This window comes from Vibrio sp. Vb1574, assembly GCF_033338675.1.
The window spans coordinates 269,371-283,673 of sequence record NZ_JAWOTC010000002.1 but is presented as its reverse complement, the minus strand read 5'-3'; the positions used below and the strand labels follow the sequence as shown (position 1 = coordinate 283,673).

The window sequence follows — 14,303 nt, the reverse complement described above, 5'->3', positions numbered from 1 at the left end:
AAAGGTAGCAAGTATATATAGAGCTGTTAAACTATGCCCGACTCTTAATTTGGGTTATAAATTTTCTCATAGCTATTGGGGTAGTTCATGGAACTCGGTCTGATCATCACTTTCATCATTGCAGCAGCAGTAATGGTGAAAAAAGAGATGGCAAAACAGTAAACTTTCATTTTTCATACTTTTCTTTACATTTTTGAAATGAAAGCCATAAAAAAAGCCAGCATTACGCTGGCTTTTGTGTTTTTAAGGTTTAGAACTCGTATTTAACACTAATGTTATAATTACGCTCAGCTTGCGTTTTGTCTCGACTTAACTCAGTCTTACCGCGAACATCGTTCCAAAGATGGTATTCTTCATTCGTTAGATTCATAACACCAGCACGAATGGTTATATCTTTCATTGGTTTGTAGTACGCCGTTAAGTCAACGACTGTCGCAGACGGCAAAGCAACTTGGTCTTTGATTCCGCCTTTATCACCATCAGAGTTGATATCACTGTTCGATTTCTTAGCCGTGTAGTTTACTTTTAGGCTTGTCCCCCAAAGTGCATTTGGTGAATCGTAATTTACAGCAGCTACGGCATTCCATGGGTTTACACTGTTCAAAGGATTACCATCACCATCTTCACCTTCTGTGTATGCTGCAACAAAGCGAGTTGTCACGCCTGATGGAAGACCAGCAATGGCATGCCAATCAAGACGGTTAGAGAGCTCAACCCCTTTAATGTTTGCTTCACTAATATTGATATTTGTGAATTCAGTTAAACCACCATTGTTTGATGACGTTTGCTCAATAAAGTCACTGTAATCACTGTAGTAGAACGCTACTTCAGTTGCAGACGCTGCAGTGTTATGACGGTAACCAAGTTCATAAGACAAACTCTTTTCAGATCCCAAATTTGGGTTAGGGCGGTTGGTATAGCCATGAGCCGGATTATCGTAAGTGTAGTAAAGCTCGTCGAACGATGGCGCTCGGAACCCTTGGCTCACTTGCGCGAAGATCGTGCCAGGTTGCGATACAGAGTAAGTCGCTCCTAAACGACCAGTTAATGCAGAGTCGCTAAACTTCTCGAATGACTCTTCAGAAGTATTTGAAGGATTAGTAGAGAAGTAATCGTAACGCACACCTGGAGTCAGAATTAGCTTGTCATTAAGAAGCGAAATTTCATCTTGCAAGAATAAACCTAAGCTTTCTTCTTTTGCATCCGGTGTGTAAACGTAAACAGTATCTGGCGTGCCAGGATCGGAATTAAACTCGCGATTGGTATTACTGATGTCACTATGTTTGTACGATATTCCGTAAACAATATAGTGATTTTGAATCTCTTTATCTAACTGAGTTTCGAATTCAAATTTGTCTTCAGTATATTCGTAATCTTTTTTCTGTTGGTTGTCACCACTAGGCGGTACGTAAGGTGGGTAACCAGGGCTGGCTTCGATAAAGCGATTAGAGACGCCGTTTTCTTCTTTAGCAATCCATGTAAGCTTGGACGTGATCGTATCCGAGATAGCTGCATCTGCAAACCAAATGTGCTTGAGCCCAATGCGATTTTGCTTGGTTGTGTCTTCAGCGTTGAAGTTTTTGTAACTTTTATGTGCGATCTCTGAGTCAGTCTCGTTGTAAATAACTTCTCCCAAGAACTCCAAGCGATGAGCGTCATTCAATTGAGATTGAAGTTTTACCAATAGATCGTTTTTGTAATAATCTTGGTTGTCCACAGAATAGTTATCGTAAGGCGCCTTAGAGAAATTTTGTAGCTCTGCACCATCACGGCGTGTAAAGGCTATAAGTGCTTCTGTATTACCGAAACGCTTTGCTAAAGCTACATGCTCACTAAAAGAGTTATCTTCCGATGAATAAGAGAGTTTAGCTTGACCACCAAAGTCTTTACCATCTTTGAGGAAATCCTTCGGATCTTTTGTTTCGAATGCGACAACACCGCCAATTGCATCACTACCATGGAGGCTAGAAGCTGCTCCTTTAACAATTTCGACACTCTTTAGCATATCGGGGTCGACAGTAACGGCACTAGAATTGATAAACGAATATGGTCCACCGCTGAATACACCTGGTTGAGATGCACCGTCTACTAAGATTTTAACTCGTTTACCTTCCATCCCGCGAATGTTAATACTTTGGACGCCTTGGCGTTGAGTGCCATTAACAGTAACACCTGGCGTATACTCGAATAGATCATTCAAGTCCTTTACCATGTTTTCTTCGATGTCTTTCTCTGATACAACAGCAACAGAAGCAGCAACAGTGTTTATGGTTTGGTTGGTACGGGTGGCCGACACAACGACTTCTTCAAACTTAGAAGCTTCTTCCGCATAAGCAGTATGGGAAAGGGCAACTAAAATGGAGGCTGACAAAATTGATTTTTTATACATTGGCTTCAATACCTTAGATCCATAATAGGTAACAACACGCGGATATTAATGGATCTAAATGGTAATTACTATCATTACCATTGTCATTTATTGGTTTGTATTGAATCTTCTTCTTTGGCTATGAGCATTCCTAGTCTTTAGTTATCAATGTGTTATATTATTTGTCGTTAGTTCTTGATAAGTTCATCCAAATACAACGAATGTGATGGATATCACATTAAGAGAGGCCGTGTGCAGAGTCCAATTACGTTAGAAGCACTCCATATTCTAGATGCTATTGATCGAAGAGGGAGTTTTGCTGCTGCTGCGAATGAGTTAGACAGAGCCCCGTCATCGCTGAGCTATCAAATCCAGAAACTCGAGCAAGATTTAGACATTATTATCTTCGATCGCTCTGGTCACAAAGCCCATTTTACTGAAGCAGGTAAGCTTATTCTTGAAAGAGGAAGAGCCATTTTACAAGCCAGTGAAAAGTTAGTGAACGATGCAACGTTATTGGCGAATGGTTGGGAACTGGATATTACCATTGCCTTTGATGGCATTATTCCTATATCCAATTTTTTCCCGATGGTTGATGCGCTGGCCGAGGTCAGCTCAACTCGAGTCAGGCTGCAAGAGGAGATTCTGGCTGGTAGCTGGGAGTCGTTGAATACGGGGAGAGCTGATTTACTGATTTGCCCATCACTGGATACGCTTCCTCAAGAAGTTAAGTCAGAAAAAATTGGTAAAATGAGTATGTATTGGGTAGCTTCCGCTGATCACTATGTTCACAAGCGTAGTGGTAAGTTTGATGAAGCAGCGCGAGAAAAGTATCGGATTATTGCTATTGCAGATACCGCACGTGAGCAACCAGCGCTCTCAATTAATATCATTCAAAAACAGCCTCGCTTGACCGTCACCAACTTTACGGCAAAAGTAGAAGCGCTCACTGCAGGTTTAGGTATTGGTACATTACCAAGCCAAATTGCGCAACCTCTTATTGATAGTGGTGTATTGAAACGAATCGAAGGCACTGAAGAACAGCCGATGGATATTATTTTGGCATGGCGCCGGAACACTATGGGTGAAGCAAAATCCTGGTGTATTCAGTACCTAAAAAAGAATTGGAAACTAAAGTAACAACGTAACTTTTACTTCTTAAATTCCCATTGATTATCGAATGTAAGAAGTAAAAGTCATCGCTAATGCTGAGCTTTTCAATTTAAAGGGAGCACCATATCTGCCGTACCGTCTGCAAACTGGACATCGATCTCAAACCCCAAGTTCTGAGCCAACATCAACATTCCTCTATTTGTTGGCATGGTCATTCCAGACATTTGCTTTGTGCCTTTAACTTTGCAATAGCTGATTATTTTCTGCATCAGCACTTTGCCTAAACCTTTTCCTTTCAAATCTGAACGAACCAAAATAGCAAACTCAGCGTCACTATTGTCTGGTGTAATCAATGCGCGGGCTACCCCTATGATAGACGGTCCGTCAGTATTAAACGCTACCGCAACAAACGCCATTTCGCGGTCGTAGTCGATTTGAGTAAAGTTTGCCAAAGCCTCATGGTTGAACTCTCCAACTTCAGAAAAGAAACGTTTATAGAGATCTTCTTTCGATACGCTATTAATGAATTGAGCATGCAGCGGTTCATCCTCAGGCAAGATAGGGCGAAGCAGGATAGGTTGGCCATCTCGAAGCGTTACAGTTTCGACAAACTCTGCCGGGAAAGGGCGAATCGCTAGCCGTTTTTGGGCGTCTCCTTCGTATTTACACAGTGTGACATCTGCATCAAGGATAGTTAAATCGCTTCCGGACACCAGCACTGGATGGATATCCAGCCTTTGTATTTCTGGTAACTCAACTGCCATTTGGGAGATACGAACCAAGAACTTCGACAACTCAGTAATATCGAGCGCATCTTTGTGTTTCTGCAGGCGAATCTTTCCAGACTTTAGGGCAACAACGACAAGGTAGCGCGCAAGCGTCATGTTCAAAGGAGGAAGTGCAGCGACGGCATCTTGGGCGATATTCCACTCAGAGCCGCCTTGACCAAGCAAGATCACTGGTCCAAAGACTTTATCTACTGCAATACTAATCCGTAGCTCTTCAGCGCTGCCGAGCTTTGCCATCCCTTGTACCAACAGCCCATGTACATTGGCGGAAGGGTAGCTGAGCTTTACGGTATCTAAAATGGATAGCGCTGCGTTGGAAACTTCTCGACTGTTTCTTAAATTTAGAGCGACACCGTGAACATCAGATTTATGAGGAATGTCTGGAGAACGCAATTTAACCGCAACAGGATATCCAATATTTTCTGCCATATGAACGGCTTCAATGTCGTCAGATGCAATCCACGTCGGCAAAACGTTAAACCCGAACAGCTTAAATAATGGGCTAGTTTGATGCGTATCTAAGGTGACTGTGTTTTTATCCAGTAGTCGTTCGTTTACCCATTCTTTTGCTGAACTCACACTTCCTGAATGTAATGGCTCTGCCGTCGTTGGCGTTTCCATTAGTTGTTTCTGGTTTCGTCTGTATTCGACCAAGTGCATGTATGCTACAACCGCACTTTCAGGTGTTCTATAGGTTGGAATGCCTGCTTGAGTAAAGGCCAGTCGCGCTTCTCTCGACGTTTGTTCTCCTGACCAGTTGGTCAAGATATTAAAATGCTTATGCCGAGGGTGAGATTTGATGGCATTAATAACGACTTGAGCAGTTTCAAGAGGATCAGAAACAGCAGAAGGACTATGCATAATCAATATCGCATCTGCACAGTCGTTATTCATCAGTGCGTTAATGGTATCAATATAGCGTTTTTGGGTTGCGTCACCAGACAGATCAATTGGATTTCGAGCACGCCAGTTGGATGGAAGTACTGCTTGTAATTGCTCAATGGAAGCGTCATCAAGCGTTGCGAGTTGGCCACCACGTTCAATCAAAGTATCAACGGACATAACAGCAGGGCCGCCGCCATTGGTGATGATCGCTAAACGCTCTCCACGAAGTGGCACAGAATGCGTGAGTGTTTCTACCGCGGCAAAAAGCTCATGCGTATTGCTGACTCGTAACATACCAGTTCTGCGAATAGCAGAATCGTAAATTACGTCAAGTGTATCTCCGTCTTGCTGCTCAAAAGTATTCATCTCTTTAGAGCGGCCCGCTTTTAGCACCAATATACGTCGGTTACGTGAAGCGGCGCGCGCAGCAGACATAAATCGGCGAGCGTCTTGGATATTATCAACATAAAGCAGAATAGCTTCAGTGTTTCCATCCATACTCAAATAGTCGAGCAAATCTGCAAAATCGATATCTTGTCCGCGCCCAATCGAAATGAACGAAGAAAAACCAATGTTCTTATCATTTGCCCAGTCTAAAACCGTGGTACAAACCGCCGCGGATTGTGAGATGAAAGCAATTTTTCCGGGTTTAGCTGCAACAGGGGAAAACGTGCAGTTAAAATTGTGCCAAGGAAGGATGATACCTAAGCTGTTTGGGCCTAAGACTCGAATGTTCAATGATGAGATATCTAAAGGATTAGGGTCATCAGAGATAACAATCGCAAACGGTGTGCCTCTCTCATCTAGCTCTTTAAGCAATTGCTCGTTACGTGAAACGTTCGTACACAAAATTGCAATATCTGGCGTATAGGGCAGGGAAGCTACATCAGGGTAAGCGATCACGCCAGATACGGCTTTATATCGCGGCGTTACTGGCATAATCGCGCCACCAAATCCACTTTGTAGAAGGTTGCGCATCACAACATGTCCTGCTCGCAATGCTTTTTGAGATGCCCCAATAACGGCCACAGAGTTGGGTTTAAAGAGTTTATGTAGTTTATTCATGCTGACTCCTGGCCGTTTGTAAGTCACGTTGGCTTCTCGGTTTCATATCAATCATAAACGAATAATTTATTGATAAAACATCTTCAGACCAGACATTGCAGAAAATGTGTACGATGCTTATGGAGTTTGTGTTATTCATCACATCAAAATCACAGATTATTGTATTTGATGCTTGATAAACGGCCCTGCTATCGGCATGATTTATCGTAATATTTATCCAGAGCATTTGTTACTTCATGAAAAAAATCGCAATCATCGGCTTGTCAGTTCTGCTTTCTGCTTGTGCATCTGAAACTTACATCACGGATGTGACCTCAGAAAGTTACCGAGAGGACTACAAATCAGATCGTATCTCTAAACCAATTATGGCGTCTGAAAACGCTGTAGTAGAAAAAGACGTACAACCAACTGTTGTGAAAATGACGGCAAAGCCTGAAGAAAAGAAAGTAGTCAAGCTAACGCCAAAAGAGCAGGCGAAGCCAGTTAAGATCGTACCACCAAGTAAAAAGCAAGCTGGCATTCAACGATTCGGCTATACCATTCAAGTCGCAGCTGTGGGTAGCCAAGCTAAAGTCGATCAGTTTGCAAATAAGCTGCCACAGAACGGTCAGCCAATTTGGGAAAACTACAAAGTTGTAAACGGTACTAAGTGGTTCTCAGTTTTATACGGAGACTACGCAACAAGCGCAGAAGCCAAGCAAGCGATTTCGACTTTGCCAGCGCAATTTCAGCAGTTAAGACCATTTGTTAAAAGCATTGATGCAATCAAAAACTCAGCTTACCCAACGCTTAACAAATTAAATTCGCACATCAAATAAGGGAGCGAATAGCTCCCTTATTTATTTGCTCAAATCCTATTCGAACAACATTCCTCACATTAAAATTACTGTACGTCACACTTCAAAGGTTTATCATAATAAATAGTATCTTTTGTAGGTCACGGAAAGATGGATTCATGATTAAAAATATTCTTTTACTATGCGGCGGTGGCTCTTCTGAGCACGAGATTTCATTATTGTCTGCAAACTTTGTCGAACAACAACTAAATCTTATTGAAGACGTTCACGTTACACGCGTAGAAATTAAAAACGAAGGTTGGATGACCAACCAAGGTGAGTTGGTTTACTTGGATCTCAATACCAAGCAGTTGTGCTCAAGTGAATCTAATCAAACCATTGATTTCATCGTGCCTTGTATACATGGTTTTCCTGGCGAAACAGGCGACATTCAATCTCTGTTTGAAATCGCAGGTATTCCTTATCTTGGCTGCGGGCCAGAAGCGAGTAGCAATAGTTTCAATAAAATCACATCTAAGCTTTGGTACGACGCTATTGGCATACCCAATACGCCATACTTATTCTTAACGCGAAACGATGAAGAAGCTCACGTTCAAGCTCATAAAGCCTTTGAAAAGTGGGGAAAAGTTTTTGTTAAAGCCGCTCGCCAAGGTTCTTCCGTTGGCTGTTACAGTGTCACAGAAAAAGACAAGCTTTCTAATGCAGTAAATGATGCTTTTGGGTTTTCTGACCAAGTGTTGGTTGAGAAAGCAGTAAAACCTCGAGAACTTGAAGTTGCTGCATATGAGATGAATGGCCAACTACATATCACTAAGCCAGGCGAGGTCATCGCGCCTGATGGTGCTTTTTACTCGTACGATGAAAAGTACAGCAGTTCAAGTCACTCGCTCACAGAAGTTGAGGCGAAGAATCTAACTCAAATACAATTAGATTCCATCCAACACGCGTCAGAGACGGTGTTTAAACAAATGAATCTTCGTCATTTATCTCGTATCGACTTTTTCCTAACGGAAGATGATGAGATTTACTTAAACGAAGTAAACACATTTCCAGGAATGACTCCGATCTCAATGTTCCCTAAAATGCTTCAAAACAACGGGCACAAATTTCATGAGTTCTTGGAAGATTGTATAAACAGTGCAAAGTGATTAACGTTATCGAGACGCGTTTTATGATACAAGTTGTTTTCTAGAGCAAGGATTATTCAAGCCGTATTTGAATATTGCTCAGTAGCAATTATGATTATATCAACGCATTAAACAGATGACTCAGTGGTATGGCGATTTCAAATTATAGAGGTTTTAACCTGCAGTCAGTCGGATCAGATGGCAGTGTTTGGAAGGTTAAAATCAAGAACCACGTTTTACAGGGCAGTTTGACGGCGGTAAAGAAAAGCATTGATTGGTGGTGTGACACCGCATCGATTATTGATCCCAAAGAGTTTGCTTCACTCGGACAAAGAGTGCAGCAAACTGGTGTTGCAAAATCAGAGGTCTTTAACGGCTATACTATTCAAAACGATACAGGCCAACCTAACTCTTGGTACTGTATGTTTAATGGTAAACTGATTAAGGGCAGTAAAGCCGCTATTCAACGCCATATCGAAGCTTATTTGGTTGCAAAGCAAAAAGCGATGCAAGCTCAACAACAAAAGAAACAATAGAATGACTCTGGTATATTCAACAGAAACCGGTCGAATTAAACCGGAAGAAGAAAAAGTATCTCGCCCTAAAGGCGATGGTGTTGTTCGGATTCAGCGCCAAACGAAAGGCCGTAAAGGTAAAGGCGTATGCATTGTTACAGGTTTAGACTTGGATGATGCACCTTTAAAGTTATTAGCGGCAGAACTCAAAAAAGTCTGTGGCTGTGGTGGCTCTGTAAAAGATGGCAATATCGAGATTCAAGGTGATGCTAGAGACAAGATCAAGGCACATCTTGAAAAGAAAGGCATGACAGTTAAATTAGCCGGTGGCTAATTTAATATTTCCAGTAAACAAAAATGGCGTCTAAAGAAATAGACGCCATTTTTTATAAGTTGCTAATTGAAGAGCAAGCAATCGTAGATTGATAGATCGATATTAGCTATTTTATGGTAAATAACCATTATGTTTAATGCTCACAGTAAGGCCCTTAAATTTAAAATCTGCAGGGGAATAGGAGCATACTCAGACAACATTTAGCGTACGGCGATATGCAATTTAACATAATATACATAATGCGAACTTAAAGGTTAGAAGAATCGATTTTGCAGATTTGCTCGACTATTTGAGTATGGATGGAAACACTGAAGCTATTCTGCTTTATTTAGCATTGGTGAAGTCAGTTTAGTTACACCGTATTTGGCTGTTGCTGCTTTGCAAGCCTCATCAGCTGTCTTGTATGGACCGTGAACTTCGATTTCACCACAGCGACAACTTGATAATAACCAGTCATCAACTTTAAAACCGTGTGGCTGATTAAGTTCCTTCATTGTATCTTGGGTTACGTTTAACACTGTACACGTTGGTTCTGCATCTTGCTCATTCAACATGAGTCAACATGGACACGCATTTGCTTAACCCAAACGTGTAAGTACTACATTACTTTTATAGGAACAAGGAATCTAACAGATGTAAACTCTCTACTTTTCAATCTATACCTAGATCTTTCTTCATATGTTCACTCAACTCGTTAGTGGTTCTTACATTAATCTTATGTTTGCAATGATGGATTCTCAACTCTTCACCAAATAATTTTACTAGTGATTTGGTATACAAAGTATTAATATTATTTATTATTCTATACAATGTATCTTTCTGATAAACAGATCTTTTCGAATTTTGTATTGCAGTCTTCATATTTAAATATCCTCACACGTTTAACTTTATAATTTAAAGATTCAATTTCAACTTTTATTATTACTTTTTTCGATATGGAATGAGTCATTATCAATGATGCACAATCAAGAATTAAGTCACCCGAATCCAACTTAGTAATTTCACGAGAAAATTTTTTATTTTTAAATCTTTAATTTCTATATTTAATCCGATTGAGTTAATTTCTTCAGGATATCGGTTTAACTTAATATCCAATATGGTTTTATTAAGATAGTAGCCAGCCTTTATTTCATGGCAGCTTTTAAATATCATTGTCCCCCTCCGATGAAGCAAGTTATACTTTCCCACCAGTTAAAAGACAACGTGACTCAGAGTTGCAAAAAGGTAACAATCATGGAATTGATGAACAATGAGTTGATCTGCTTTGCAGCCATTTGTAAACACCTCTCTCTTACAGAGGCATCAAAAGAACTTGGAAAGTCTAAAGCTCAAGTGAGCAGGCAGCTAGCAGCATTAGAAAAACAACTTGGTGTAACACTCGTCCACAGGACAACAAGGAAACTCGTTTTAACTGATCATGGCGAAAGCATTAGAGAGCTTGCTATCAAGACGTTAGAGAGTTTGCACGAGTTAAATTACAGAGCTAGCTCGTTGAGTGAATGCATTGATGGAAAGTTTAAAATCACAATGCCCAACTCTATAGCCTCTTCTATTTTTGGTTCTGTTCTTAAAGACTTACAAGAACGATATCCAAAAGTTGATTTTGAAATATCATCAAGTAACAATGTAGAAAATTTATTAGAAAGCAATGTAGATTTAGCGATTAGGCTTAATAATGTTATTGATGACACTCTTATTGCACATAAAATTGGTGATTATAGTGATATTTTGATATCTAGGGTAAGTAATGCCAACCACAAAACACTATTAATCTACAAACATCATTCGAATAAGGAATCAATTAAAAGTCAATATACTGATGTTATCGAAGTTGATAACACCTCTATTTTAATAAACTTTGTTTCTGAGGGAGTTGGGGTTGGTGTCATTCCAAACTATCTTGTTAAAAGTAACTATATAGACAAAAACATCCGAATATCGCAAACTTTTGATATAGAACGTTCCATGTATATTGCCTACCCTTATCAAAACCCTTTGCCAAGAAAGCTAGCCGAGATATCTACTTTTATTAGGTCTGAGTTATCACAAGTATTGAAGAGTGAGTCATTTTAGGGCGGTTGTTCAGATTTAGAATTTTGCGTTGTCTACTCAACTAGGCCTAACGCTAATCTTTGTAACATATTGTTTCAGCGGTATTTATTAACCCCCCATCTTTATGCTTGCTATCACAATGTGAGATGCTCTGCCGTCTTGTTATCAAGGTTTTGCGTGGAATAAATCACGTGGGGTAAACGATAGATTGACTTACATTAAAATTTTCATCAAAAGCAACTTTATATAAAATTGATTTCATACCAATCTATGTGTATCTTCTACCCATATCCCCACAATAACCAAGGAGAATGCCATGGATAAGCTACTCGCGTCTGCATTAGAAATTAAGCAGCGAACTATGGTGACTGGCTTTTTTGCTAGAAATGGATTCAAAATCGCTATGACCGATTTTGATGATGTCACTTTTGAGCGAGAAGGCGTGCAAGTTAACGTACATTTTGATCTGAAGTCAAACGCGGAGTCTGCATCTGTTTTATCTCATGAGGTATCAATCATTCCTGGCTAAAAACTTTTATTCTCACCGATATACCAAGCCGAACGTTTATGTTCGGCTTTTTAGTGACAAAAAATGATGAGTGCGAACAAGAGTTGTCGATCACTCATCTAAATAGACGATTAATAAATCAGCTTCAACCTCGTTCACAACCTTTGGTATCGATGAAAAAAAGCGACTCAATAAGTTGTGATGATGGCCACAGACAACTAAATCTATCCCCTCTTTTTTGACGATTCCCGATAGTTTTATATGAAGATCGCCGATTACTACCATGGTCTCGTTTACTGGGTATAAGCATTTATCAGCGAGCTCTTGCAGCCTTCTTTCCAATTCTTGCTCTTCCTTCGCTTCCATGACTATCCGATCAACATCTACGTAAACAAATGAGAGTTTGCTGCTTGAGTTATCTGCTTGCATTATTGCTTTTTCGATAACGGCTTGGCTAGATTTAGATAAGTCGACAGCAACCAAAACGTGCTTGTAACCCATCACTCCTCCCTTGGTTAGTTTTTGTTCTCATATTAAGTCTAGTCCACATAGAGCGAACACAATATCAAAACTACTGCTACATGATAGTTAAAGGAGTTTAGTGTAAAACAGGCAAATAGTTTTCATTGCAACCTTGTTGCTTCCTCTCATCCAAAGATCAACGATGTTTTTCCAATTTCTTCTCTAATTATCGGACAGACTATTTAACAGGAAGGATGCCAGGAAACATTACGTTGTAACACACGTTACTGCTCTTGATTTCTACTACTCTTGAGGTTTCATATTACCCACTTCAACGTCGCCTAGTTTAGTAAAACTACTTTAGATTAAGCATGCTCAATATGTAACGCTCCGCTCAAATCCAGGAGACGTATTTCGGCTAAAAAAAGCAGCTCAATAAGATGAACTTCGATTCATCTATCACATATGTCTGCGAGTGCTTACTGTTCTTATATCGCTTATTTAATAACTCTAGTTTAATTACCACTATAAGTTACGGTGTATCTTTTTTATTTTTTCAGCATAATCCTCTGCCTGAGAACGAAGTCCTTTCGCGCTTTGTAATTAAATTACAAGATCAATCAAGACCAATATAGTTGGCAGATTAAAAGTCCGAGGTAAATAATTGATAATATGGAGTTTAATTTATGAGTTCTTTAAAAGATGCCTAATTACCTGTGCTACGAAAACTAAGGTTAACACGATTAGGTAAAATTTTACTAACTCGCTATTTAGTCTTAAAGGCAATTGAACAAGATTAAAATCATATAGGTTTAGTAAATTGTAGTTACAGCGTAACTAGGGTGGTGTTTGGGAATGTAAAGGAATTGAAAATAGAAAGGCAAAAAAAACAGGGCGTATGCCCTGTCCATGAATTGATTAGTTTTGTTGCTGTTGTTTTTCTGCGTACTCAGAACGAATCCGTTCGGCAACAATTTTGATAGCTTCTGCAGTACTTGTGCCCTTCGCCATCAATTCTTGAATTCTCTCTACAGCTTGTTGTTGCTCTTGGTGAGATAGAGGGGGTAAATCGTCAAACATAAAAAGCTCCTCATTTTGAGGAGCTGACTATAACGATTCAATTAATAGGTAGCAAGGAAATTAATGGATGCACCCATAGCGTTCTCGTTTGTGTACTGAGCTGCGATATCCAATTCGAACAACTTAAGTGGAGACAACCCGATACCAGCAGTAATGGTTCCTTCGTCCTTACTTCGAGCTAAGTTCTTCATATACCCTGCTCGTAATGCCATTTGACGCAAAATATCAAATTCAATACCAGCTCGAATCATTTGCGTATTATCATCAAAGGATGAAAAACGTTTTTCTTCGTTAAGATCGTAGTCAACACTCATCGTAAAGTAATCGGCAACAATCCCTGCCCCAACGGTGTATACAGGACGCATGCTATATTCGTATGATTTTATCGTATCGCTGCCATATTGGAATGATTTTGTTTTAACGTCTCTTCCGATCAAATTTTTCGCTGAAATACCGAGACGATATGGGCCAAAGAACCAAAGTGCGCCTGCGTCTAAGTTAAACATCGTTTCCGCGGTCTCATTTTCACGTAAGTCTTTAGTATCAAAATTCTGAAAACTCGTGGCGTATGAGTATGTGTATATACGCTGAAGTTTAGGAGTAACACCAAAAGAAAGGTGTTGGTTCATGAAATTAGTGTATTTAGCAAGTGAAATACCAGCTTCAGCCACGCCAATAGAAACACCTTGTACATAGCTATCATCTAATGGATTAGTACCTGAGGTATCAACATTTGGTTGTACGAATGATTCAGTGTATAGCTTACCGTATGCAGTTGCAGATAAGAATTTGTTGGGGATACCAATGGCAACGACACCACCAAGATCAAAGTCTGTCTTTTTCCCATCGATAGCATCCATCGATTTTTTGATTTCATCGACGTCTGTCAATTTGCTGATGCGTTCGATTTCATCAACTAGATCATATTGATCATCGTAGCTGCCACCAAAACTTGGCACGATCATTCCTGCATCGTCATTTCGGCGATAAATCGCAGTAAGAGCGGGGTTGAAAAAAGGCGCAGTTAGATAAGTTGCTGATACGGTACCAACGCCCCCCATTGCATCACTACGAGCCTCTATCGCATAAGTAGCAGCAGAAGCAGCATTAGCGAAAAGAATAGTAGCAACAGAAGTGGCAAGAATTTTATATTTGTTTTTCATACTACACTTATGATTTTAGTTCGTCCTGAACCTTTATCGGCACAAG

At 40.1% G+C, this 14,303-nt stretch carries 13 protein-coding genes; 7 read left to right on the top strand and 6 right to left on the bottom strand.

Annotated features, from left to right (window positions below; translation table 11 throughout):
* Positions 1–250: 250 nt before the first annotated feature.
* A complete protein-coding gene (locus tag R7O12_RS03000; RefSeq protein ID WP_176311554.1) occupies positions 251–2,389 on the bottom strand; it encodes a TonB-dependent hemoglobin/transferrin/lactoferrin family receptor in 2,139 nt (712 codons plus the stop codon).
* Positions 2,390–2,620: 231 nt separating this feature from the next.
* Here R7O12_RS03000 and R7O12_RS02995 point away from each other — a divergent pair, with 231 nt between their 5' ends.
* Positions 2,621–3,508 (top strand): LysR family transcriptional regulator, encoded by an 888-nt coding sequence (locus tag R7O12_RS02995; RefSeq protein ID WP_017634152.1) that lies wholly within the window; start codon positions 2,621–2,623, stop codon positions 3,506–3,508.
* Positions 3,509–3,585: 77 nt separating this feature from the next.
* On the opposite strand, the gene R7O12_RS02990 is transcribed toward R7O12_RS02995, so the two are convergent.
* Positions 3,586–6,219 (bottom strand): bifunctional acetate--CoA ligase family protein/GNAT family N-acetyltransferase, encoded by a 2,634-nt coding sequence (locus tag R7O12_RS02990; RefSeq protein WP_065275287.1) that lies wholly within the window; start codon positions 6,217–6,219, stop codon positions 3,586–3,588.
* A 236-nt stretch (positions 6,220–6,455) separates the two neighbouring features.
* On the opposite strand from R7O12_RS02990, the gene R7O12_RS02985 reads away from it, so the two are divergent.
* The 4 genes from R7O12_RS02985 (at position 6,456) to yciH (ending at position 8,992) form a co-directional block, all read left to right on the top strand.
* Positions 6,456–7,037, top strand: coding sequence for an SPOR domain-containing protein (locus tag R7O12_RS02985; protein ID WP_318125609.1), 582 nt, complete (start codon positions 6,456–6,458; stop codon positions 7,035–7,037).
* 137 nt (positions 7,038–7,174) lie between these two features.
* Positions 7,175–8,164, top strand: coding sequence for a D-alanine--D-alanine ligase (locus tag R7O12_RS02980; protein WP_033907069.1), 990 nt, complete (start codon positions 7,175–7,177; stop codon positions 8,162–8,164).
* Positions 8,165–8,292: 128 nt separating this feature from the next.
* The gene (locus R7O12_RS02975; RefSeq protein WP_005376294.1) at positions 8,293–8,679 is read left to right on the top strand and encodes a DUF3319 domain-containing protein; all 387 of its coding nucleotides are present in this window, start codon (positions 8,293–8,295) and stop codon (positions 8,677–8,679) included.
* A 1-nt stretch (position 8,680) separates the two neighbouring features.
* The gene (gene yciH, locus R7O12_RS02970; RefSeq protein WP_005376292.1) at positions 8,681–8,992 is read left to right on the top strand and encodes a stress response translation initiation inhibitor YciH; all 312 of its coding nucleotides are present in this window, start codon (positions 8,681–8,683) and stop codon (positions 8,990–8,992) included.
* A gap of 314 nt (positions 8,993–9,306) precedes the next feature.
* On the opposite strand, the gene R7O12_RS02965 is transcribed toward yciH, so the two are convergent.
* Positions 9,307–9,546: a hypothetical protein gene (locus R7O12_RS02965; protein ID WP_318103866.1), complete on the bottom strand. Its 240-nt coding sequence runs from the start codon at positions 9,544–9,546 to the stop codon at positions 9,307–9,309.
* A 679-nt stretch (positions 9,547–10,225) separates the two neighbouring features.
* On the opposite strand from R7O12_RS02965, the gene R7O12_RS02960 reads away from it, so the two are divergent.
* Complete coding sequence (locus R7O12_RS02960; protein ID WP_318103865.1) at positions 10,226–11,065, top strand: LysR family transcriptional regulator; 840 nt, start codon at positions 10,226–10,228, stop codon at positions 11,063–11,065.
* Positions 11,066–11,360: 295 nt separating this feature from the next.
* Positions 11,361–11,573, top strand: a complete 213-nt coding sequence (locus R7O12_RS02955; protein ID WP_318125608.1) for a hypothetical protein — start codon at positions 11,361–11,363, stop codon at positions 11,571–11,573.
* Positions 11,574–11,663: 90 nt separating this feature from the next.
* Here the strand turns inward: R7O12_RS02955 and R7O12_RS02950 are convergent, their stop codons facing one another.
* The 3 genes from R7O12_RS02950 to R7O12_RS02940 all read right to left on the bottom strand — a co-directional run bounded on the left by R7O12_RS02950 (position 11,664) and on the right by R7O12_RS02940 (position 14,257).
* A complete protein-coding gene (locus tag R7O12_RS02950) occupies positions 11,664–12,053 on the bottom strand; it encodes a universal stress protein (RefSeq protein ID WP_053349900.1) in 390 nt (129 codons plus the stop codon).
* Positions 12,054–12,932: 879 nt separating this feature from the next.
* Positions 12,933–13,094, bottom strand: a complete 162-nt coding sequence (locus tag R7O12_RS02945; RefSeq protein ID WP_005376257.1) for a YoaH family protein — start codon at positions 13,092–13,094, stop codon at positions 12,933–12,935.
* Between the two features lie 41 nt (positions 13,095–13,135).
* Positions 13,136–14,257 (bottom strand): conjugal transfer protein TraF, encoded by a 1,122-nt coding sequence (locus R7O12_RS02940; RefSeq protein ID WP_053349901.1) that lies wholly within the window; start codon positions 14,255–14,257, stop codon positions 13,136–13,138.
* Positions 14,258–14,303 lie beyond the last annotated feature (46 nt).

Coding starts and splice junctions, on each gene's coding strand:
- R7O12_RS03000 (WP_176311554.1), bottom strand. CDS start 2,389: ATGTATAAAAAATCAATTTTGTCAGCCTCCATTTTAGTTGCCCTTTCC.
- R7O12_RS02990 (WP_065275287.1), bottom strand. CDS start 6,219: ATGAATAAACTACATAAACTCTTTAAACCCAACTCTGTGGCCGTTATT.
- R7O12_RS02985 (WP_318125609.1), top strand. CDS start 6,456: ATGAAAAAAATCGCAATCATCGGCTTGTCAGTTCTGCTTTCTGCTTGT.
- R7O12_RS02980 (WP_033907069.1), top strand. CDS start 7,175: ATGATTAAAAATATTCTTTTACTATGCGGCGGTGGCTCTTCTGAGCAC.
- R7O12_RS02975 (WP_005376294.1), top strand. CDS start 8,293: ATGGCGATTTCAAATTATAGAGGTTTTAACCTGCAGTCAGTCGGATCA.
- yciH (WP_005376292.1), top strand. CDS start 8,681: ATGACTCTGGTATATTCAACAGAAACCGGTCGAATTAAACCGGAAGAA.
- R7O12_RS02965 (WP_318103866.1), bottom strand. CDS start 9,546: ATGTTGAATGAGCAAGATGCAGAACCAACGTGTACAGTGTTAAACGTA.
- R7O12_RS02960 (WP_318103865.1), top strand. CDS start 10,226: ATGGAATTGATGAACAATGAGTTGATCTGCTTTGCAGCCATTTGTAAA.
- R7O12_RS02955 (WP_318125608.1), top strand. CDS start 11,361: ATGGATAAGCTACTCGCGTCTGCATTAGAAATTAAGCAGCGAACTATG.
- R7O12_RS02950 (WP_053349900.1), bottom strand. CDS start 12,053: ATGGGTTACAAGCACGTTTTGGTTGCTGTCGACTTATCTAAATCTAGC.
- R7O12_RS02945 (WP_005376257.1), bottom strand. CDS start 13,094: ATGTTTGACGATTTACCCCCTCTATCTCACCAAGAGCAACAACAAGCT.
- R7O12_RS02940 (WP_053349901.1), bottom strand. CDS start 14,257: ATGAAAAACAAATATAAAATTCTTGCCACTTCTGTTGCTACTATTCTT.